At 36.1% G+C, this 21,890-nt stretch carries 17 protein-coding genes; 9 read left to right on the top strand and 8 right to left on the bottom strand.

From position 1 onward, the window contains the following. The 7 genes from AQF98_RS03470 to AQF98_RS03440 all read right to left on the bottom strand — a co-directional run bounded on the left by AQF98_RS03470 (window position 1) and on the right by AQF98_RS03440 (window position 10,732). Window positions 1-1,587, bottom strand: a complete 1,587-nt coding sequence (locus AQF98_RS03470; protein WP_055130511.1) for a response regulator — start codon at window positions 1,585-1,587, stop codon at window positions 1-3. Window positions 1,588-1,600: 13 nt separating this feature from the next. Further along, window positions 1,601-2,434: a protein-glutamate O-methyltransferase CheR gene (locus tag AQF98_RS03465; RefSeq protein WP_055130510.1), complete on the bottom strand. Its 834-nt coding sequence runs from the start codon at window positions 2,432-2,434 to the stop codon at window positions 1,601-1,603. Window positions 2,435-2,442: 8 nt separating this feature from the next. Beyond that, on the bottom strand, window positions 2,443-5,934 hold the full coding sequence (locus AQF98_RS03460; RefSeq protein ID WP_055130509.1) for a response regulator: 3,492 nt from the start codon (window positions 5,932-5,934) through the stop codon (window positions 2,443-2,445). Between the two features lie 119 nt (window positions 5,935-6,053). Next, complete coding sequence (locus AQF98_RS03455; RefSeq protein ID WP_055130508.1) at window positions 6,054-6,734, bottom strand: LytTR family DNA-binding domain-containing protein; 681 nt, start codon at window positions 6,732-6,734, stop codon at window positions 6,054-6,056. 46 nt (window positions 6,735-6,780) lie between these two features. Further along, on the bottom strand, window positions 6,781-8,301 hold the full coding sequence (locus AQF98_RS03450) for a TlpA disulfide reductase family protein (protein ID WP_055130507.1): 1,521 nt from the start codon (window positions 8,299-8,301) through the stop codon (window positions 6,781-6,783). Between the two features lie 23 nt (window positions 8,302-8,324). Next, window positions 8,325-9,161, bottom strand: a complete 837-nt coding sequence (locus AQF98_RS03445; protein WP_055130506.1) for an alpha/beta hydrolase — start codon at window positions 9,159-9,161, stop codon at window positions 8,325-8,327. Between the two features lie 56 nt (window positions 9,162-9,217). Next, window positions 9,218-10,732, bottom strand: coding sequence for a sensor histidine kinase (locus AQF98_RS03440; protein ID WP_055130505.1), 1,515 nt, complete (start codon window positions 10,730-10,732; stop codon window positions 9,218-9,220). Window positions 10,733-10,933: 201 nt separating this feature from the next. Between AQF98_RS03440 and AQF98_RS03435 the strand changes: the two genes are divergently transcribed. The 4 genes from AQF98_RS03435 (at window position 10,934) to AQF98_RS03420 (ending at window position 15,461) form a co-directional block, all read left to right on the top strand. Beyond that, entirely contained in the window at window positions 10,934-11,281 is a 348-nt protein-coding gene (locus tag AQF98_RS03435) for a Spx/MgsR family RNA polymerase-binding regulatory protein (RefSeq protein WP_055130504.1), read from the top strand. A gap of 91 nt (window positions 11,282-11,372) precedes the next feature. Continuing rightward, the gene (locus AQF98_RS03430) at window positions 11,373-12,557 is read left to right on the top strand and encodes a GAF domain-containing sensor histidine kinase (protein ID WP_235524163.1); all 1,185 of its coding nucleotides are present in this window, start codon (window positions 11,373-11,375) and stop codon (window positions 12,555-12,557) included. 81 nt (window positions 12,558-12,638) lie between these two features. Next, a complete protein-coding gene (locus tag AQF98_RS03425; protein ID WP_152969622.1) occupies window positions 12,639-13,352 on the top strand; it encodes a hypothetical protein in 714 nt (237 codons plus the stop codon). Between the two features lie 102 nt (window positions 13,353-13,454). Continuing rightward, window positions 13,455-15,461: a M1 family metallopeptidase gene (locus AQF98_RS03420; RefSeq protein WP_055130502.1), complete on the top strand. Its 2,007-nt coding sequence runs from the start codon at window positions 13,455-13,457 to the stop codon at window positions 15,459-15,461. Window positions 15,462-15,562: 101 nt separating this feature from the next. On the opposite strand, the gene AQF98_RS03415 is transcribed toward AQF98_RS03420, so the two are convergent. Continuing rightward, the gene (locus AQF98_RS03415; protein WP_055130501.1) at window positions 15,563-16,336 is read right to left on the bottom strand and encodes a hypothetical protein; all 774 of its coding nucleotides are present in this window, start codon (window positions 16,334-16,336) and stop codon (window positions 15,563-15,565) included. 151 nt (window positions 16,337-16,487) lie between these two features. Here AQF98_RS03415 and AQF98_RS03410 point away from each other — a divergent pair, with 151 nt between their 5' ends. From AQF98_RS03410 to AQF98_RS03390, 5 genes are all read left to right on the top strand, one after another. Beyond that, window positions 16,488-17,015 carry a winged helix-turn-helix domain-containing protein gene (locus AQF98_RS03410; protein ID WP_055130500.1) on the top strand — a complete coding sequence of 176 codons (528 nt, stop codon included), beginning with the start codon at window positions 16,488-16,490 and terminating at the stop codon, window positions 17,013-17,015. A 160-nt stretch (window positions 17,016-17,175) separates the two neighbouring features. Next, window positions 17,176-20,007 carry an outer membrane beta-barrel protein gene (locus AQF98_RS03405; protein WP_055130499.1) on the top strand — a complete coding sequence of 944 codons (2,832 nt, stop codon included), beginning with the start codon at window positions 17,176-17,178 and terminating at the stop codon, window positions 20,005-20,007. A gap of 85 nt (window positions 20,008-20,092) precedes the next feature. Beyond that, the gene (locus AQF98_RS03400) at window positions 20,093-20,314 is read left to right on the top strand and encodes a VF530 family DNA-binding protein (protein ID WP_055130498.1); all 222 of its coding nucleotides are present in this window, start codon (window positions 20,093-20,095) and stop codon (window positions 20,312-20,314) included. Window positions 20,315-20,410: 96 nt separating this feature from the next. Next, the gene (locus AQF98_RS03395; protein WP_055130497.1) at window positions 20,411-21,118 is read left to right on the top strand and encodes a carboxypeptidase-like regulatory domain-containing protein; all 708 of its coding nucleotides are present in this window, start codon (window positions 20,411-20,413) and stop codon (window positions 21,116-21,118) included. Between the two features lie 34 nt (window positions 21,119-21,152). Then, window positions 21,153-21,881 (top strand): ThuA domain-containing protein, encoded by a 729-nt coding sequence (locus tag AQF98_RS03390; RefSeq protein WP_055130496.1) that lies wholly within the window; start codon window positions 21,153-21,155, stop codon window positions 21,879-21,881. Window positions 21,882-21,890: the final 9 nt, after the last annotated feature.

Raw genomic sequence — 21,890 nt, 5'->3', positions numbered from 1 at the left:
CTATTTAAAATAGGTCTTAATTTTTTGGTGTAAAACGTTAATGTTAAATGGTTTGCTTAAAATATCATTAGCACCAGCTTTTACAGAAATCTCCTTATCTGTATCGAGCACACCAGCGGTAAAAGTAATGATGGGGATGTTCTCTTTACCTGCAATAAATCCTGACCTGATCTTTTTGGTTACCTCTAAACCATTCATGCCAGGCATATAGGTATCCATTAAAATAACATGGAAATCGTTGTCTTTGAGCATTTCAAAAACATCAAGACCATTGGTAACAGCTTTCACATCAACTTCCCAGTTCTCTAAAATTTTAAGAATCAAGAATTTGTTGATGAGATTGTCTTCGGCTACTAAAATCTTTAAACCTTTTAATGCAGGGAGGTTTTCTGGATCGTCTTCTTCCTTTTCTATCTTTTTGCTTTTGGCAAACTCATACCATTTTGTAAAGCTGAAGGTACTGCCTTTACCTTCTTTACTTTCTAGTTCTAGTGTACCACCTTTTAACTCGACCAGTTTTTTAACAATTGATAGCCCCAATCCTGTACCACCATGTTGCGAAATGCTATGGTCTTCTACCTGTTCAAACTTATCAAAAATCTTATCTTGATTAACTGTAGAAATCCCAATTCCTGTATCAATGATAGAGAATTTAATTTGACTGGTATTGCTTTTCCTATCAAGAACCTCCACCTTAAATGTAATCATCCCCTCGTTGGTAAATTTAATGGCATTGCTCAACAGGTTCATGAAAATCTGGTTGAGGCGTAACGAATCGGCAATGATAATATTAGGTAAGGTTTCGTCAATGTCTAAAACCAGATCCAAACCTTTCTCTCTGGCTCTGATATTTAACAGGTTAGTAGCTTGTTTAATCAAAAGACGAATGTCTGTTTCAGCGTAATTGATCCTAAACTTGCCCGCTTCTATTTTGGAGATGTCTAGTATGTCATTAATTACACCTAATAATGATTCTGATGACACTTGTAAAAGACCCAGCATTTCTTTCTGGTCATCATCTAACGTACTTTTATTGAGCAAATGTACAAGTCCAATAATTCCATTAATAGGGGTACGGATTTCATGACTCATATTGGCCATAAAATTCTCTTTTGCTTTTTTACTTTGCTCGGCTTCGTTTTTAGCTTTGATCAACTCGGCCTTAAAACTTTCTAGTTGTAGATTTTTTTGTTTGATTTCTCGCTGGCTACGAACCAGCTGTATAAACGAATCTACCTTTGCCGAAGTAATATATGGATCTAGAGGCTTATAGAGGTAATCTATAGCCCCAACATTTAAACCTTTAATGGCATATTTGGCCTCAAGTGAAATGGCGGTTACAAAAATAACCATGATCTCTTGGGTGCGCGAATTGTTTTTCAAAATCTCTACCAGTTCAAAGCCATTCATACCTGGCATTTGTACATCAACCAAGGCTATGGCAATATCTTTTTCCCAACAGATACGCAATGCCTCGTTTGGTGATGTAGTAGTGATAATATTGATGTCATGTTGATCTAGGAGTGCCTCTAGCGCAACAATGTTCTCAGGTTTATCATCTACGATTAAAAGATTAATTTTATTCATGGGTAGGTAACATTTAGGTTATTTTTTGATAGATGTTATTCTTTTTATCGATTACTTTAAATTTTTTGGCCAATTCGGCATCCCTAATGCTTTCTTTGGTGCCAAGACATAAAAATCCGAAGTTAGCTAAACTATTGTAAAAGAGGTTAATTACTTTTGCTTGTAGCTCTGTGTTAAAATAGATCAGCACATTTCTGCAAGAAATAAGCTGGAACTCATTAAAGGGACCATCAGAAACTAAATTATGCATAGAAAAGAGCACATTCTTTTTAAGTTTCCGGTTTAGAGATACGGCATCGTATTTTGCGGTATAATAATTAGAAAGAGAATTGGTGCTGCCAAACCCAATATAGTTCTCAGAATATTGTTTCATTTTTTGAAGGTCGTAGATACCTTCTTTGGCTTGTATCAACACTTCATGGTTTACATCTGTGCCATAAAAGAAGCTTCGATTATATAATTCTTCTTCTGTAAATAAAATAGCAAGAGAGTAAAGCTCCTCGCCAGTAGAACAACCAGCACTCCATACTTTAATATGCTGGTAAGATTTTAAGTAAGGAATTACATTTTCTTTTAAAGATTTGAAGAACAATGGATCACGGAACATTTCTGTAATGTTCACCGTAACCTCGGCCAAAAAATGATCGAAATATTCGGCATTGTTAATCAAGTGATCGGTAAGGTCGAAATAACTCAGCTTTTGTAGTTCAATAATTCTAGTGATTCTCCGTTTAAGAGAAGCCATGGTATAATCACCAAAATCAAAACCATGCACCTTTTTAACCAAGTGGATCAGTGATTTTAATTCTTCATCTGAGATGCTTTCTGCCGGTATTTTATTCTTCATGGTCACACTTAACTTAACCAAACACGTAGCATTGATAATAGTTGGTCTACATCAACAGGTTTAGAGATATAATCGTTGGCTCCTGCCTCTATACATTTCTCTCTATCGTTTTTCATTGCTTTAGCGGTAAGCGCAATAATAGGAAGGTTAACCAGTTGTTTTTGGTTCCTTATTCTACGCATTGCCTCATAACCATCCATCTCAGGCATCATAATATCCATTAACACCAAATCGATTTGAGGGTTCTCCTCAATTTTGGCCAGCGCTTCAATGCCATTGTTCGCGATGATGATCTTAATATCATATGCTTGAAGCGCACTAGAAAGTGCAAAGATATTTCTCATGTCATCATCTGTAATTAAGATGGTTTTATCTTTTAATGCCTTTTCTAATGTATTGGCATGTTTCTTTTTCGTAGGTGTCTGTCTTGCTGCTGCAATGGTAGGTGTTGAAGGTTGTTTTTGTAATTTATTGATGAATAGACTAACCTCATCTAACAACCTATCGTTAGATTTATTGGTTTTTAAAACCATGGCTTCAGTGTATTGCATAATGTGAGCCATTTTATCCCTGTCCAGTTCCATCGCAGTATTGATAATTACTGGAATGTGTTTGAGCTCTTCTTTTGCCTTGATTTGGTCTAAGAGGTCGAAGCCAGAAATGTCTGGAAGTTTAAGGTCTAAGATAATGCAATCAAAGTGCTGTTCTTTCAAAATCTCTAGCGCTTCTTTACCTGTATACGCCTGTGATACTTTAGCACCTCTTTCAATTAACTGTTCGGTTAAAGCATTACTCTGCAGAATTTGATCTTCTACAATTAAAACATTTTTAAAAGTATACTGATGCTGGTTGATCAATAATTCAAAAGCATGATCTAATTTGTCTTTTTCGATCGGTTTTTTTAAGAAGCCAATGGCGCCCTCTTGTACAGCCTTGGTTTCTTTCTCGTTTCCAGCCGACATCATGTGCACTGGAATGTGTTGTGTAGTAGGATCTGCTTTTAACTTTTTCAAGATGGTCCAACCATCCATAATCGGCAGCATTACATCTAGTACAATAGCATCTGGCAATAGTTCAGTTGCCATTTGCAAACCCACATCGCCACTGTGGGCTAGTATAGGATTGAAGCCTTTATCGGTAGCATAAATTTTTAATATTTCAGCAAAGTCTACATCATCTTCAATAATCAGTAGGGTATTGCCTTCTGAGCTTACAGGTAGCAATTCAATACTGTTGGCACTAGACTTAATTTCTGGAGTAATGTCATTCGGAACCTCTGGTAATTCGATGTCCTTATCTTCAGCAGTTGCAACGGTGAGATTTAGCGGAACGAAAAGTGTAAAAGTACTTCCCACACCTTGCTCACTTTTAATCTGAATTTCGCCACCCAAAATATTTGCCAATTCTTTACTAATGGATAAGCCAAGTCCTGTGCCACCATATTTTCTGCTGGTAGAACCATCTTCTTGTTGAAAGGCCTCGAAAATAACTTGTTGTTTGTCTGCCGAGATTCCTATTCCGGTATCGCTAATGGCAAAAGACAATACGGTATCGCCACTGGTTTTTAAAGAAGCATTATTCTTGATGACACTAGACTTTGCCAAACCTATTTCTACACCAATTTTACCTTTCTCTGGGGTAAATTTGAAGGCATTGGAAAGTAGATTTTTGATGATTTGTTCGAGCCTGCCTTGATCGGATACAAAATCAGTTGGAAGATCATGTGCCAGATTAATCTTAAATTCTATTTTCTTGTGGTTGGCAAGTTCAATAAACAGCGATTCGATATTGTTTCTTATTTCGCTTGGGCGTATATTTTCTAAGTGTAGGTCTACACTGCCCGATTCGATTTTAGAAAGATCAAGGATATCGTTAATGAGGGTTAACAAATCATTACCTGCATTGTGGATAACACCTGCATATTTAATTTGCTCATCAGAAAGATTATTGGGTCTATTTTCTTTAAGTATTCTTGCTAAAATGAGAATGCTATTTAAAGGTGTTCTCAACTCATGGCTCATGTTAGCCAAAAATTCCGATTTGTACTTGCTGCTCAGTTCTAATTCTGCAGCCTTAATGCTAATGGCCTCTTTGGCCTCATTGATAGATAAATTTCGCTCTTCTAATTGTTGCGCTTTTTCTTCCAATTCGGTATTGGTCTGTTGCAACTCTTCTTGTTGTACCCTTAACTCTTCTTCAGAGGCTTGTAGTGCCTCCGTTTTATAGATCAGTTCTTCATTGGTGGTACGCAATTCTTCTTGCTGACTTGCCAATTCTTCGGCCTGTTGTTGGGTTTCCTCAAATAACTCTTTAAGTTGTAAATGTGCCAAGGCGCTATTCAGTGCAATTCCTATATTTTCGGCAATATTGCTAATTAGTTGGAGCTTTTTTTCTTGTGGTACCCTTAAAAAACCAAGTTCGGCCACAGCTATGGTTTTGTTCTCAAAAATAATAGGCACTAAAAACAAATGGTTTGGAGTAGTTTCGCCTAGGGCAGAGTTTACCTTAATGTAGTCATTTGGAACATTGCTAATCAGTTTAGATTTTTTTTCTAAAGCCGTTTGTCCAACAAGACCTTCTCCAAATTTAATCTGATGTTTGGCCTTGCTTTGGTAGGCGTAAGCACCAGTAAGGTATAAGATATTCTTTTTATTGTCTACCAAAAATAAGGCACCAATTGCAGCATCAATATAATTTCCAATTTTGGTAATGATGTTTGCAGAAAGCGCTTCTATTTCTTGTTCGCCCTGCATGGCCTCATTTATTTCGGCTGCCCCAGTTAATAACCAGTTATTGTGCTCGTTTAAGGCAGATACTTGTGCCAATTCTGTATTGGTTAATAGAATTTCGCGTTCAGTTTCCTTTTGTTGGTCAAATGTTCTGCGGATATAACGCAGTAAGAATAAAATTAAAGCGAAGATAATGAGTGCACTTAACAGCACTACAATTACGGTCTGGTCGCTTCTTTTTGTGTTAGTTGCTTGTCGTTCTTTTAATAATTCTAACTCTCTAGTAATGATATTTTCACTTACACGAAGAAAGTTAACTTTATAAGTTTGGCCTTTATTGGTTAAAATATCTTGACGTGCAGCCTCAAAACCTGAAGTATTGGCAAGTGCCATGATATTCTTCATGTCTTCTACTTTCTGACTGGCATAGATTTCTAGACTATCAACTTTTTTCCTTTGACTAGGATTATCGCTAACAAGTACCTTTAGATCGGCTATGCGTGCAAGAATTTGATTGATGCTTTTATTATACGGTGCCTTGTAACTTTGGCTTTGGGTAATTACAAACCCTCTTAACCCTGTTTCGGCATTGATCAGCTCTATTTCCGCTTTTTCAGCTACATTAATAACCTTATAAGTATGCGTAATCCAATTGGAACTATCTGTTAACGATTGCACGCTCAAATAAGAAGCTAGTGCAGAGATAAATACAAATGCCAAAGAAACGGCAAAACCTGTGAGTACCTGCTGCTTGAATGTGAGTTTAAACATCTTTTATAGAATGACTGATTATCTTATTTCAAAGCACTAAGATAGTGTTTTATAGAATTGATGGTTAAGATAATTAATTGGCAAAATAAAATATAAGTTTAAACTTATATTCCGAATAGCTAAGGTAATTTTAAGCTGGGCAAGTAGGTAATGCCAATGGGAATGGATTTGTCTCCGATGAATACCTGCGACCGATCATATCGGCTTATTTTATCTTTAGAAATGATAAAGGCCCTATGGGTACGTAAAAACTGTTGGTTAGGTAAAATGTCGGCCAATTCATTAATGGTTATTCTAGAGCTTAATAAACGATCTTGGGTTAAATGAATTTGGGTGTAATTGCCCGATGCTTCAATGTATAAGATATCGGTTAAGCTGACTTTGATTTGCTCATAACCATCTTTGATAAAGATAAAATCTGCCTTCTGCTCTGGCGATTGATTTCTAAGATCGAACAGTTCTTTTGCTTTATTACAGGCTTTTAAAAATCTCGAAAGTGAAAAGGGTTTCAGTAGGTAATCCACCGCATCGAGCTCAAAACTCTGAACAGCATGTTCACTATAAGCGGTGGTAAAAATAACCATTGGTGGTTTGCTTAAAGCCTTTAAAAACTCTATCCCACTAATATCAGGCATTTTAATATCTAAAAAGAGCAGATCAACTTTGTTTTGTTGCAAATAGGTGATGGCTTCAAAAGCATTGGTAAAGCTAGCTTTTAGTTCAATAAATGGCACTTTAGCTGCATGGGCAGCAACTATATCTAGTGCTATTGGTTCATCATCTATTGCTATTGCGATCATTTATAATTTGGGGTTGGCTTTATTTTTGGATAAAGGTGCAAAATAATCATTGATTTTTGTTCAGCACATTGTTCAATTGCGTGTACAATTCTTCTTTTTGGCTTGGGCGTTTGGCTTTGGCAACCACCAATTTTCCTTCTTTATCAAAGATGAAATATTGAGGGTAATATTCTGCTTTATCGGCTGTATTGGCCAGTAGTTCTGCCCAAAAAGGAGCAATGGCTTGTCTGTTCTTGCGCAAATGTATCCCGGTCAGGTTATTTACTTTAATAAATTGTCGCCATGAAGAATCCATATCGTTCTCATCCATATCCAGATATACAAAAACCACTTCTTTATCCTTAAATTTTGCTTTTAGCGATGGTAGGTAGGTCAATTCTTCCTTGCATGGCCCACACCAGGTTCCCCAAACATCAAGATAAACTACTTTGCCTTTAAGCGTTTTGATCAATTCATAGATCGAGTTCATCTTTTCATAACCATCTACAATTTTAATTTGGGTATTGGTCTCATTCTGTAACAGCATTTTTTGAAGTGAACTTAGTTTGGTATTGATATCATTAATGTAGATACCATTTGGAAATTTGGCTTTGTAAGCATTTGCTAAGCCTTCAAATTGACGGAGGTCTTTGTCAATGAATAAACCTATAAGCTGATGATAGTTGTACTGTTCTACCACATTTGTTGGGAAGTTTTTGTTGCTCCCGATCCAACGCCAATAAGGTTTGCCGTAATTTTTAACAATGTGATTTGCACTGTCTAAGCTGATGCCAAAATAAGGAATGGGCTCATTTGGTTTAATGTTCTCCTTTTTGATTTGTTTAAATGCCTTAGTTTCTAGGTAACTTAGGTAATTACGCACAAAGCCATAGTATTGTGGGCCTGCCGGAAATGTTTCTGGTTTAGGGTCAACGTTGTCAAAAATCTCAAAGATCAAGCTATCCATTATAGTTCTATCTAATGCTTGTGTTCTGATAAAATCGTTGAGGTAATTATAACTGATGTATTTAAGTTCGGCAATAATAGCTTGTTTGTCTTTTACAGCAAGGGTAGCAGATTGTACTTTTTTTATTTTCTCATCTCGCTGGGTAAAATAAGGCAATACTACTTGTTTTTGCAGTTCTTTTAAGGGTAATTTGGCTAATTTGTTACTCCCATCGCTGTCCATAAAAAATGGATATTGTTCTAAGTCTACAGTCTGCATTACTGTGTTTTCTGCTAAAGCTGTTCCGTATAAAATTTTTAAGGTTTGATCACTTTCGTTGAGGCTAAGCACTAGATTTTTGTTAGGATTTAACAATAAAGTATAGAACTTTTTTTGAAAGATTAGGTTCGCAAATTTTTGCCCCTTAATGGGGATATCAATGGAAAATGCACCTTTTTTTGTAATTGGGATGTGGATAGAATTTTCTTTATAAAAACCAGAGATTACAGGGATATTGATGTTTAATTCTTCCTTGCCAGTGTAGTTGATAATTTTTCCGCTAAGCCTGAACTGGGCGAAACTACTCACAGCAAAACTAAGTACAATTAACAAAACAAATGTTCTTTTTAAAATGAAGTTCATGGTACGGTCAATAAAATTGGTTGCTATTTAGTTAATTGTAATGCATAATATGTTCCCCATTCGGTCAATGCCCTTGAAGTAGCAAAAAATGGGTTTTGTTGATGGTCTGCAAGGGGAGTGAGGAAAATAGATAATTTTAAATTTTTAATTTTATGGGTATTCAATAATAAGTTAAGCCTATTAAAACCACCCACAATATTGTCGGTTTCATTAGCTCCCGCACTTAAGAAGAGGAAAGAATCTTTGATCGGTTTTTGGGTTTTTGCAAAATCAGCTATTTTGTTAATCATTAGGTCATTGAATCGCCATACTGGGGTGCTGTAACAAAAGCGAGCATGGAATAGATCGGGTTTTTCTAATAACGAATACAGTACAAATAGCCCTCCTCTAGAGTGTCCGCTTAATGTTCTGTAACCATTGAAACGGTAGGTGTTTTCTATTTTTGGGATCAATTCCTTTTCAATAAATGATAGAAAGTTATCGGCTTGTCCCAGAGGACTTTGATTGTCGTCTGTTTCTGTTTGCATAAAAGGAGGGGTTTGATCTCTGTTTCTGTTGCCTTTAGAGTTAAGGATACCCACCACAATACATTCGGGTATTAAATTGGCTGCAGCTAAAACAGCAATCTTATCCGAGGTGTGTTGATCTTGACTGGTGCCATCTAAAACATACATTACAGGGTATTTTTTATCGGTTTCCTTAAAATAGTTTAAAGGCAGATGGACAATAACCCTTCTCTTTTCGGCTAAGATGTTCGATTGAAACTCAGTGAAAACCAAGCTGTCTGTAGCAATTTTAGGTTGTGCAATTACTGCCTTACTGATCAACAGCAGTGCAATTAGTTTTAAAAATTTAAGCATAACTATTCCATATTCATTAATGGTGAATAAAAAAATGGACTACTTGAAAAAAGTATTTACTGCAATTGGATGGTTAAATGGATAAAGAATTCTTTGGCACTTTCGCGGATAATCAATTCATGTTTACCTGGATAAAGTAAGGCCAGTCTTTGCTTAACATTGGCCAAGCCAATACCACTCTTTAACTTTTCAGGGTCGTTATCTGGTTTAATGTGGATGCTATTGTGCACATCAAAATATAACGTACTTTCTTTAGTTTGTAAGGTTACTCTAATGTGTGATGGTTGCTGTAAACTAATCCCGTGTTTAAAAGCATTTTCTACAAATGGGATCAATAACATGGGTGTAATTTGCAGATTATTGAGTTGTTCGTCAATTTGTGTTTCTATCACAATACTCGATGACCTCGATGTCCTTAGCTTTTGTAGCGCAATATAATTCTCTAAATAATCTACATCACGTGTTAATGAAATTTTGTCTTGTACATTTTCATGTAACATAAAACGCATCATATCACCTAATTTTTGAATGCCTTCGCCAGTTCTTTCGGCATTCTCTTGTAAAGCTGTACCGTATAGTGTATTTAGCGCATTGAATAAAAAGTGTGGGTTAATCTGCGATTGTAAAAAACTTAAACTAGCGTCAGATTTACCAAGTTCTGTTCTTAAACTAGTTAACTCATTGGTATTGGCCAATCTTCTTTTGTAAATGTACCAGGCTAATGGAGCGCTCACCAATAATTGCGTTGGCAAGTGGAACAAAAGAGTAATGAGCACACCTTCTCCACGAGGGTAAAAAAAGAACAGAGAAATTAAACTGATGGGAATAACTAAAAGTGCAGAGATGAAAAATACTTGCCAAAAATAGGGTCTGAACTTTCTGTTTTCAGAGGGCATATGCGGCAGTAAGTAATAAATTGCATAAACCACAATGCCAACTGCTGCAAAGATCACCAATGTCCAGATGATACAAATCTCGAAGGCAGAATTTGAGGTTACCCAAAGTAACAAACCTACCAACCAAAAAGCAAGCCCTACGGCAATGTCTACCTTCATTTGGTTTTGGGTTTCCATGTTTTTGTGCTTATTTGCCATTAAGTATATGGTCAGCTCTCTAATTAAACCATAAGCAGCAATTACAATGATTAACCAAATGGTATAAGTAAAAGCACTAAAGAAAATACGATTGTAAGCTTGTTGAAGTGTGTCGTATTCTAGGAGTAAATAAGCATGGCTATACGTTTTACAGATACCGGTAATGATCCCCGAACTAATGAATAAAATAAAGACAAGAAAATAATTGAGGAGCTCGTCTTTCTTTTTGATTAAAGATGGAATGACACAAAAATTAATCAACAAGAAGCTGATATACAAAAGAGAAAACCTAAATAATTCTGGAATAAAATAATTAGAAAGGTAAGAATAGGTAAGCCCAATTTCCTTAAAATGGTAATACTCATAACCATAACCATGGTGTCTATTATTTGCATTCGAGATTAAATTGATAATGGCAAATATGTAGATAATGGTTGCAGTCCAGAACTCTGCTTTTTGTATATCTTTTATTTTCATAATGTGAATTTGATCATGCAATTTTAAGCAGCATAAATCTACCTATTTTAAAAATGTGATCAATTATAGAAAAAATGTGATGAATAAGAAGATTTTAAAGCGCTTTACCTTATGTTGTAAGTTTTGAGTAAGAAAATATCCGCACATTAGCTTTTTAGCCGCTAGACTTCTAACTTAGAACCCATAATTTACAATTCAAAAATGACAGTATACGGTATTCCAAATTGCAACACGGTAAAAAAAGGTTTAGATTGGTTAAAAGCAAATCAGATGAGTTATGAATTTCATGATTTTAAAAAGAAAGGCGTAACAGCTGCACAGCTAACAGACTGGTTTAATACTTTTGGCTGGGAAAAAGTGATCAATAAAAATGGGCTTACTTTTAAAAAACTAAGCAAAGAAGAACAAGCAGTTATCAATACACCTGATGCAGCTATTGCGTACTTAATGCAAAACACAAGTGCCATCAAACGTCCAATTGTAGAACAAAATGGAAAAGCAATCCTACTAGGCTTTAATGAAGAAGCTTATGAGGCACAACTCAAATAAAGAGGATACTCTTTTTGAGAATAAGCTAGTTGCTGTCAAAAAGGTTTAAGTAGGGCTTTTTTTGTAGATTGCAGCAATAATTAATTCAAAGGTGAGTATAAATCAAGCAAATCTTCTTCAGGATGTTAAAGCCATTAACAGTATTCCTGCAATTGCAAATATTCTAGAAGTGGTATGTCGTACAACCAAAATGGGTTTTGCTGCGGTAGCACGAGTTACTGAAGAGAAATGGATGGCTTGTGCGGTAAATGACTTGATTGAATTTGGCTTAAAACCTGGTGGTGAACTCAAATTGGAGACTACCATCTGCCACGAAATACATCAGCACCATAAAGCCGTAGTGATTGATCATGTGGCCAAAGATGAAGCCTATGCAGATCACCATACGCCTTTAATGTATGGCTTTCAGAGTTATATTTCCATGCCCATTATACTTAAGAATGGTGAGTTTTTTGGAACTTTATGCGCAATAGATCCAAATCCTGCAAAATTAAATACCATCGAAATAGTGGGCATGTTCAATCTGTTTGCAGAATTGATTGCCTTTCATTTAGATGCGTTAAAGCAGATTGAAATCTCAGAAATCAACCTCAAAGAAGAACGCAAAACTGCAGAATTAAGAGAACAATTTATTGCCATTCTTGGGCATGATTTACGTAATCCGGTAGCAGCGGCCCTTAATGCCGCACAGGTATTATTAAGAATGCCTTTAGACGAAAGAGCCAAACGTTTGGCACATCTTGTTCAAGAATCATCTTATCGGATGAAAAGTTTGATTGAAAATATTTTAGATTTTGCCAGAGGGCGTTTAGGCGAAGGCATTATCTTAGACTATAACTCTAATGAACCTTTAGCGCCAATTTTAAGTCAAGTGGTAGATGAGTTGAAAATGGTTTGGCCAGAACGTGAAATTAAGGTCGAATTTGATTTTATTCGCCCAGTAAATTGCGATGGTACTAGAGTTGCCCAGCTATTTTCGAATATCTTAGGAAATGCATTATCGCATGGTCTAAAAAACTCGCCAGTAGCAGTGTTGGCATCAAGCAACAATAGCCAATTTATGCTAACAGTAACTAATCTTGGCGAAAAAATACCTGAACAAGCCATGGAAAAATTATTCCATCCTTTCTCTAGAGGCGAGGTGAAGGCAGGCCAACAAGGCTTAGGACTAGGGCTCTACATTGCTTCAGAAATTGCAAAAGCCCATCAAGGTACTTTAACTGTCCATTCTACTGATGAAAAAACAGTGTTTACCTTCATTATTCCGAATAGTTAATCAGGTGTTGATTTGGAAGCGTCTTATTTCTGTTAAATTTTGTTAATTGCAAACATTAAGCTAAAAGGAGTGTTAAATTTGATGATGCTAAAAAAGTTACTCTTGTTATTTCTGTTGGTACTACCAACCATCGTATTTGCACAAACTGCCCTAACAGGTAATATATTCGATAATGAAAATAGGACTAACCTATTACAGGGAGTAGCTGTAAAAAACCTAAGCAACAAGTCTTTTGTATTGACAGATAAAGATGGCCATTTTGCCATTGCTGCTAAAGTGGGTGATCTGATCTCTTTTGGCATGGCAGGTTTTGAGACAGATACTGTATATCTCATCAATTTATTTCCCCGCAATGTTTATTTAAGAGTGCAGGTAACTAGTTTAAATGCCGTAAATGTTACCGCTGCAAAAATATCTCCATACTTAAATTTTAAAGATCCAAATGCTGTAGCTGCACGTGGAGTAGATTACAGTAAAGATAGGGGTGGGTTAAGGTTAAATTTGGGCTATGGTAAATACCGAAGAGAGCAAGCTAAGTTGCAGGCCTTAATAGAAGATGAAAAGTATCAAGAAGAAATTAACAAGAACTTTAATGCTGAATATGTTAAAAATCTAATCAAGTTTGAAGGAGAAGATCTGAAAAACTTCATCGCAATGTTTAGGCCTACAGTAGAACAGGTTAAAGCAGACAGACCTTTTAATTATTCATTTTATACGGTAAAGGCTTACCACGCCTGGTTAAAACTGCCACCTTCTCAAAGAAAGCTGCCTCCATTGGTTAAAAAAACAAACTAAAGAGGCTTTTATAAGGTAATTGGTCGTAAAATGCAGTAACATTATTGCATATTTATTTGAAAGTAATCAATTACAATTTACCTTTAGCAAAAAAACAAGAACATGCTTAAATTTATCACTAAACCTATTATGGGGGCATTGGTATTGGGTGTATGTAGCTTAACCAGCTTCGCACAACAGCCTACAACAACAACGCCACCAACTACCAACTACAACCAGGCAGAGGCTTTTGGGCCTTTGTTTTACACACAGAATGGAAACGAATATCGTTCTGCAAATGGCGCGCCTGGCGTTAAATACTGGCAAAATAGAGTTGATTATAACATTACCGCAGAGTTAGACGAAACCAAGAATATGGTAAGCGGTAGTGTAACGATTACCTATAAAAACAATAGTCCAGATAAATTGCCTTACCTATGGTTGCAGTTAGATCAGAATACATTTAAAGAAACCTCTCGTGGTTATGCAATTACACCTGCACGTAGCCGTTATGGTGCACAGGGTGAGAAATTTAATGGAGGTTATAAAATTAAAGGCATCACGGTGTCGCAAAAAGCTGCTGCAGTAAAGTTTACTTCAATAGTAGAAGATACACGTATGCAGATCCGCTTGGATCAGCCAATGGCTGCCAATGGCGATGTGATTACCATTAAGATGGATTACTCTTACATTTTGCCAAAAGAGGGGTCTGATAGAACAGGACACTTGACTACTAAAAATGGAGAGATTTTCGCCATTGCGCAATGGTTCCCACGCATGTGTGTATATGATGATGTAATTGGATGGAACACTTTACCTTATTGGGGTGGTGGTGAGTTCTATTGCGAATTTGGAGATATTAATTTTGCAATTACTGCCCCTGCAAGTCATATTGTAGTAGGTTCTGGCGAGTTATTAAACCCACAAGAAGTATTTACCGCAGAGCAATTGAAAAGATGGAATGCCGCAAAATTAAGTGATGCAACAGTTCATATCCGTTCAGAAGAAGAGGTTACAGACCCTAAATCACGTCCTGCAAAAGATAAATTAACTTGGAAATATAAAATTACCAACGCCAGAGATGCGGCATGGGCTTCTTCGAAATCTTTTGTGTTAGATGCTGCTCGTATCAATTTGCCAAGTGGTAAAAAATCTTTAGCCGTTTCTGCACAACCAGTAGAAAGCAATGGAATGGATTCTTACGGCCGTGGTGTAGAATATGTAAAAGCAAGTATAGAGTACTACTCAAAAACATGGTTTGAATACCCTTATCCAATGGCGGTTAACGTAGCTACCAATATTGGTGGTATGGAATATCCAGGTATTGTGTTTTGTGGTTGGACTGCGAAAAAAAGTTCGGCATGGGGTGTAATTGACCATGAGTTTGGCCATACTTGGTTCCCAATGATTGTAGGTTCTAACGAACGTAAATATGGCTGGATGGATGAAGGTTTCAATACTTTTATCAATGGGGGCTCAACAAAAAACTTCAACAATGGAGAATATGCGCCTAAAAATCCAACAGATATGAACCGAAATGGCAGAAATGCAGTTGGTAACCCACGTACAGAGAATATGATGTTAATGCCTGATGGAATGAATGAGGGGAATATCGGTACAAATTTATATAGCAAACCAGGTTGGGCTTTGAATATTTTAAGAGACCAAATTTTAGGGCCTGATCGTTTTGATTATGCTTTTAAGCAGTACATTAAAAACTGGGCGTACAAACACCCAACTCCTTTTGATTTCTTCCGCTCGATGGAAAATGGAGCTGGAGAAGATCTAAGCTGGTTCTGGAGAAGTTGGTTCTTAAACAACTGGAAAATGGACCAAGGTATTGGCGAAGTTAAAGAAGTTAGAACCGATGGTAATTTAACAGGTTATACCATTCAGGTAAGAAACTTAGAAAAAATGCCAATGCCAATTCTTTTGAAAATTACCAGCAAAAGTGGAAAAATACAAAGTGTTAAGGTTCCGGTAGATGTTTGGATGAGAAACAATGTATGGACAGTACGTTTCCCTACCACAGAAGAAATTAGCGAGATTATTTTAGATCCTGATAAAGTATTGCCAGACAGCAACCCTGACAATAACAAATGGCCTGTTGTAGCGCCGGCATCAAACTAAAAGATCACATTTTAAATGATATCAATCCCTCTGGCCAATAACCAGGGGGATTTTTTGTTTAGGGAGTTGTTGCCGATTTAAACAATGATATCTGTAATTCCTTAATCTAACTGAAGTTCGAATGGCAGATTGTTTTTATTGAGCTGATAATAGGCAAGCAATGCTTTTTGTAATTCCTTATCCTTAGCCATCTTATTAAAACAATAGTGTCTAATTTTCTCTAAATAAACGGCCTTGTCTTTAAATAAATGTTTTTCTTTTCGCTCTGCCTCTTTGATGTATGATTTAAAGTTGACTACAAATGGAGTAGGTTGAGGCTGAGGTTTGTAACTTTCAAAAATGGCTTCAAAGCAAAATGCCTCAATCAAGGTATAATCTTTATCAAATGCATTTTTTAAGCCATTGAGATGAACACATACATAAGCGTTGATGGTAGAATCCTTCTTCACACTTTCACAGTAAAAGAACCTAGAGGCCACCAACATTAATTCTTTAAGCCCGATGTGCATCTTTTTTTGGTTAGAATTTTGAAATGGAAGAGACAATTTCGAAAAATACGACATGAATAGGGGATCTGCAGCCAAACTTTGTGTATACAAATTATTGATTTTAACGGTGTCTGGATATAATTTTTCGTATTGATCTAGAAACTTGCTCTTATTGGTTAAGATAAACCTGAAACGCCTTGGGTATTTGCGCATCCCTTGGCCTAAGAGTCCTGGAGCATCGCTTCTGATGTCGGGCGATACGCCTAAATATTTTTCATTTTCTTCTGTATAATACTTTACATCTAACCGAAAATAAGCAGCAGGGTTTTGGGCAGAAACAGAAAGGGTAACTAGGGTAATGAGTAGTATAGAATAATGTTTTTTCATATTGTTTAATTTGAAAACCTCAGTAATTGGCCTACACAAAACTATGTTGTAAAGTCAAAAGTTATTGATAATCAATGTTTAGAATAAGTGAAGAAAAGCTTTAGATTTTATAATCGTAATTATTGTTTTGACATTTCTTTATATTTAGACTATGCAAAAACATCAACTGTTCATCAATGAGAGGTTTATCCTAGATGAAGACCTTCATACCTTAAAAGATACCAAAACAGGTACAACTACTCGCTTGGAATTAAGGCTTTTGTTATTGATGAGTCTGTTGGCAAAGCGAAAAGGAGAAGTAGTTTCCAGAGAACAGTTGATCAATGATATCTGGAATAACTATGGTGGGGCAGAAGAAGGTTTAAATCAGGCCATATCTTCCTTACGAAAACTGTTAGGAGACATCGATAAAAAGCTAATTGAAACAGTACCGAAAAAAGGATATAGGTTAAATGCTGAGGTAAGTGAAGGAGGTAAATCTGGCAAACCCGTTTTAAGCTACTTGATGTTGGTGATTGCATTGCTGCTTTTAGTTTGGATTGCTTCAATGCTATTTAATAAGGCTGAAAATAAATCATCTTTTGAACCTAATGGTGCAGAAATAGACACCACTTATCAGAAGAAAGAGCTGGATAGTATCCGAAAAAAGGATTCGATTCAAAACACAAAAGGTTTATAATAGTTCCTTAGTGTTCTTCATTTTATATGTCTTTGTTCCAGTGTGTTATTTAACTATAAAGCAAAAATTAGAGAAAAAGTGTCACATTTTAATTTTTGTGTTGTCTTGTAGGTGATAAGATCAAAAGAAGAGCCTTACCCTATTTCCAAACAAACACAAAATGAAACTAAAATTTAAAATTATTTTTATGGCTTTTTGGTGCATTCTATGTACGAAAGTCTTCGCACAAGATGTGGCTTCTATCAATGGTAAATTGATTAGTATCAAAAGCAATGAGCCTATTGGTTATACGGCAGCAGTTTTGGTAAATCCGAATGATTCTACAAAAAGAACAGCTGTATTTACTAATGTATCGGGCGAATTTAGCTTTAAGGACGTTGTAAAAGGCGAGTACATTTTAAAGCTCTCTTCATTGGGCTATAAAGCGATCACTATGAAAGTGGATGCAAATACCAATGTGCTTAATGTAGGCACCATTAAACTAGAAGAAGAAGCCATTACCTTAAATGAGCTCAATGTTGTTGGTCAACAAGCCAGCGTAAAAGTTAAAAAAGATACCATAGAATTTAATGCAGGTTCATTTAAAACCAAACCAAATGCTGCGGTTGAAGATTTGTTGAAAAAACTTCCAGGTGTTGAAATTGATCGAGATGGCAATATTATGGTACAGGGACAAAAAGTTTCTCGTTTAACTGTTGATGGAAAAGATTTCTTTGGTACAGATCCCAAAACGGCTACAAAGAACCTTCCTGCTGATGCCATTGCCAAAGTACAGATTGTAGACAGCAAAACACAAGAAGCAAAGGCTACGGGTATTGATGATGGCCAAAGAGAAAAGGTGTTGAACCTTACCATTAAGGAAGATAAAAAGAATGGCTGGTTTGGCAATGCAAGTGCGGCCAGCGGTACTACAGATCGATATAATGGTTATTTAAGCGCCAATCATTTTAATAAAAACCTACAATTTGCCGTATTGGGCATGAGTAATAATATCAATAATGCCAGTTTTGCCTACACAGACCTGAACAATTTCTCTGGCGGAAACATAGGTAATATTTTTGCTCCGCCGGCAGGTGGAAATTTTTCGATCAATGTAAACAATGGCAGAACAACAATTGGCGGTTCTGGCGTTTTTGATAACAGTGCCATTGGCGAGGTGAAAACACATAGCGGGGGGCTAAACTATAGCAATACTTGGGGCAAGAAAAGTACATTAGCATTAAGCACAAGTTACTTTACCTATTTTTCTACAGGTGATGGCAATAGGTTTTCTAATGTGCAAGACATCAGTCAATCGGATATTTTAAGAACGGCAGAGTTTTCTAATAGAATTAGCAATAACCAAGCACACCGACTTAACTTAAAAGCAGAATACCATCCAGACTCGTTAACTGATGTGGTGTTGAGACCGAATGTGATTTTAAATTATACCACCAATACAAATCACAGAAATTTCAATTCAACGTTTGATGCCAATGGAAAAAGCAATGATGGTACCCAATATTTGAACCAAAAAAATGTTACACCTTCATTTTTTGGCGAGTTTTCCATCCTTCGCCGTATGGCCAATAAAAAAGGTTCGGTTTCTTTAAGGTTAAATGGCACACAGAACACTTTTAACTCAGATTGGGTAAATCGTTCGTTAATTAACAATTACAACAATGGCGTGCCTGTACCTGCTGATTTAAATCAACAGACCGCACAAGAAAATGTATCTAAAACCTATACCTTAAACGCAAACTATATCAGACCTATCTTCAATAGTAAATGGAATGGCAACATTAGTTATGTTTACAACAGGGGGATTATAGATGCTACACAAGCAACTTACGATTACAATACCATCACCGGAAAATACGAAACCATAGTGCCTGCATTTAGCAATACTTTAACCAACCATAACTGGTTACAGGCAGCCAGAGTGGGCCTACTCTATACCCTTACCGATTGGAGTTATAATTTTGGTGTTGGCTTACAGGAAACAGGTTTGGATGCAGCAATTTTTAATAATAGTGGTGTAAATACTGGAACTATTGATAAAAAATACTACAATGTGCTTCCTCGTTTAAGTATCAATTATAAAAATAAGGCCAACCAAACGCTTCAGTTAAATTACAATTCGAGTGTAAACCTGCCGTCGGTAAATGACCTGCAACCTGTGCAAAACAATAGCAATCCACTCTATCAACGTATTGGAAATCCAAATTTAGAGGCAAGGAAAAACCATAGGATCTCGATTAACGTTAACACTTTTAGCCCAGACAACAATAAATACTGGAATGGCTACTTTCTTTACAACATCTCATTTGATGATATTGGCAATGAAGTAAAATATGTAAATGGGGTTCAAATTGTAAAACCAGTAAATGTTGATGGTAATTATTACATCAATGCGGGGAGTTATTTTGGTAGGCCAGCTAAATTAAAAGGTCTCAGAATGGGCTATGGTATTAATTTTTCTATGTCGCATTTAACAGGTTTTATCAACACAGAAAAAAACATTACCAATCGCTATAATGTGGGGCCTAGTGCAAGTTTCAGTTACGATATTGAAGATAAATTGAATACCAGTATCTATTTATATGTAGGTTACAACAAGGTAAATAATTCTATCCCTACGGCATTAGACAATAAATTTTTTGGCTTTAATAATTCAGCTAACATTAGCTACGAGATTTTCAAGAATATCCGTATTGATGCCCAACTGGAACATACGGGTTCAGCTGGTAGAACAGGAGGGTTTAACAACAATGCCTTTTTGTTAAATGCTGGTTTAGAAAAATACATGATGGATAGGAGATTGACTCTAAGTTTAAAAGGCTTTGATATTTTAAAACAGAATACCAATATCGATCGATTGGTCAATAACAGTAGGATAGAAGATGTACGTTATAACAACATCACACGTTATTTTTATCTTTCTTTAAATTATAAAATTGCTAAGGTTGGCGCTTCCAATACCAGAAGTAACCCGAGAAGTACAGTAAACTAAGCAAAATACAGGTGCAAGCTATATTTGCCTTGCACCTGTATTTAAAAGCCTTTGTCATTTAAAGTAAACCTTCTACCTTTGTACAATGGAGGTGAAAGAACAAAAAAACAATCCTTTACACGGATTAACACTTGAGTTTATTGTGAAGCAATTGTTTTTTCATTACGGATGGGAAGAAATGGGCAATTTGGTTAACATTTCCTGTTTTAAAAATAATCCCTCTCTAAAATCAAGCCTTAAATTTCTTCGTAAAACAGATTGGGCCAGAAAAAAGGTAGAGAAGTTATACCTTAATACTTTCCATTAATAGCCAATGGTGTTTGCCAGAAAGTATCGTTTTACAATCATTGTTAAAAAGCGTTAAAAAAAACAAATCAATAAAGTTGTTGGTTAGTTTTGAGTAATGAGATTAAAGATTGTAAGCACTGTTATTCTTTTTGTTTTCCTAGGCCTGAAAGTGCAAGCACAAGTGAGCGGGCTTGTATTTGACCGTTCTTCTAGAAAACCAATGGCTAAAGTTGATGTGTTTAACCTCAATAATCAAACACAAACCATAAGCAATGCCAAGGGTGAATTTAATATCAAGGCTGCCGTAAACGATCTTTTGGTATTTAGTATGCCGGGTTATAGGCCAGATACAGTTTTTCTTATTGACCTAAAACCCATGAGAAGATACTTGGAGGTAGCGGTGAATACTTTGAATACGATATCAGTTGTAGAAAAAACAAACATCAGAGAACAATATGCCCAGACCTTTAATAAAGCAAATGGGGTATTGCTGCAAAAGGGAAGAGGTTTGTTGCTTTATCCTTCTACATTGTTTAGTAGAGAAGGAAGGCAGGCTCGACACTTTAAACGACTGTTGAAACAAGACGAACAGGAAAAGAAAATTGATCAACGGTTCAATGTCAAAACCATTACGGCCTATTTGCCCCTCAAACAGCCAGAACTGGATGCCTTTATTTTTCTTTACAGACCAACCTTAAAGTTTGTAACTAAGGCCAGTGCCGACGAATTTAAATTTTATTTAATGGATTCTTACAATAAGTTTAAATTGTTGCCACCAGAAAAGAAGATCATCACCTCCTTAAAAGCAAAAGATATTGAGTAGATTAGCTTTGTTTACCCATCGCTAATTCAACTCAATGAAAATCCAATCGAATTTAGTTCTCGTCCTTATTATTGCTATCTTTTTTGGTTTTAAAACCGACCAACCCACCAAAAAACAAACCGTTCTTGTTTTCTCTTTAACCAAGGGGTATCGACATGCTTCCATTAAAGATGGAATTGCTGCCATAAAGAAAATGGGATTAACCAATGGTTTTGAGGTGGATACTAGCGAAAATATCAATTCGTTTACGACTGAAAACCTCAAAAAATATAAAGCTTTAATTTTTTTGAACCCTACAGGCTCTAATGTTTTTAATGATGAACAAAAACAGGCATTAAAACAATATATCAATAATGGTGGTGGTTATGTAGGCATTCATGCCGCAAGCGATTTTAATTATGAATGGGAGTGGTATGGAAAGATGGTAGGTGGTTATTTCGAAAGTCACCCGGAAGTACAGCAAGCAAAACTGAATATTATAGACCCAAAACATAAGATCGTAAAAGGTTTACCACAACCCTGGTTGCATAAAGACGAATGGTATAATTTTAAATCTTTTAATACAGCAGTTAAAGTATTGATCAAAGTAGATGAAACTTCATACAAGGGGGGTAACATGAAAAATGATCATCCTATTAGTTGGTATCATGAATTTGAAGGAGGAAGGGTTTTTTATACCGCATTAGGACATACTAAAGAATGTTATACAGACCCTTTATTCCTCAGTCATGTATGGGCAGGCCTTAAATGGGCCATGCATTAAGCAGCTGAT

It is taken from the genome of Pedobacter sp. Hv1, from assembly GCF_001412215.1.
In the GTDB taxonomy this organism is placed as follows: domain Bacteria; phylum Bacteroidota; class Bacteroidia; order Sphingobacteriales; family Sphingobacteriaceae; genus Pedobacter.
The sequence above is the reverse complement of the archived record's forward strand: the minus strand, read 5'-3'. Positions and strand labels throughout refer to the sequence as shown.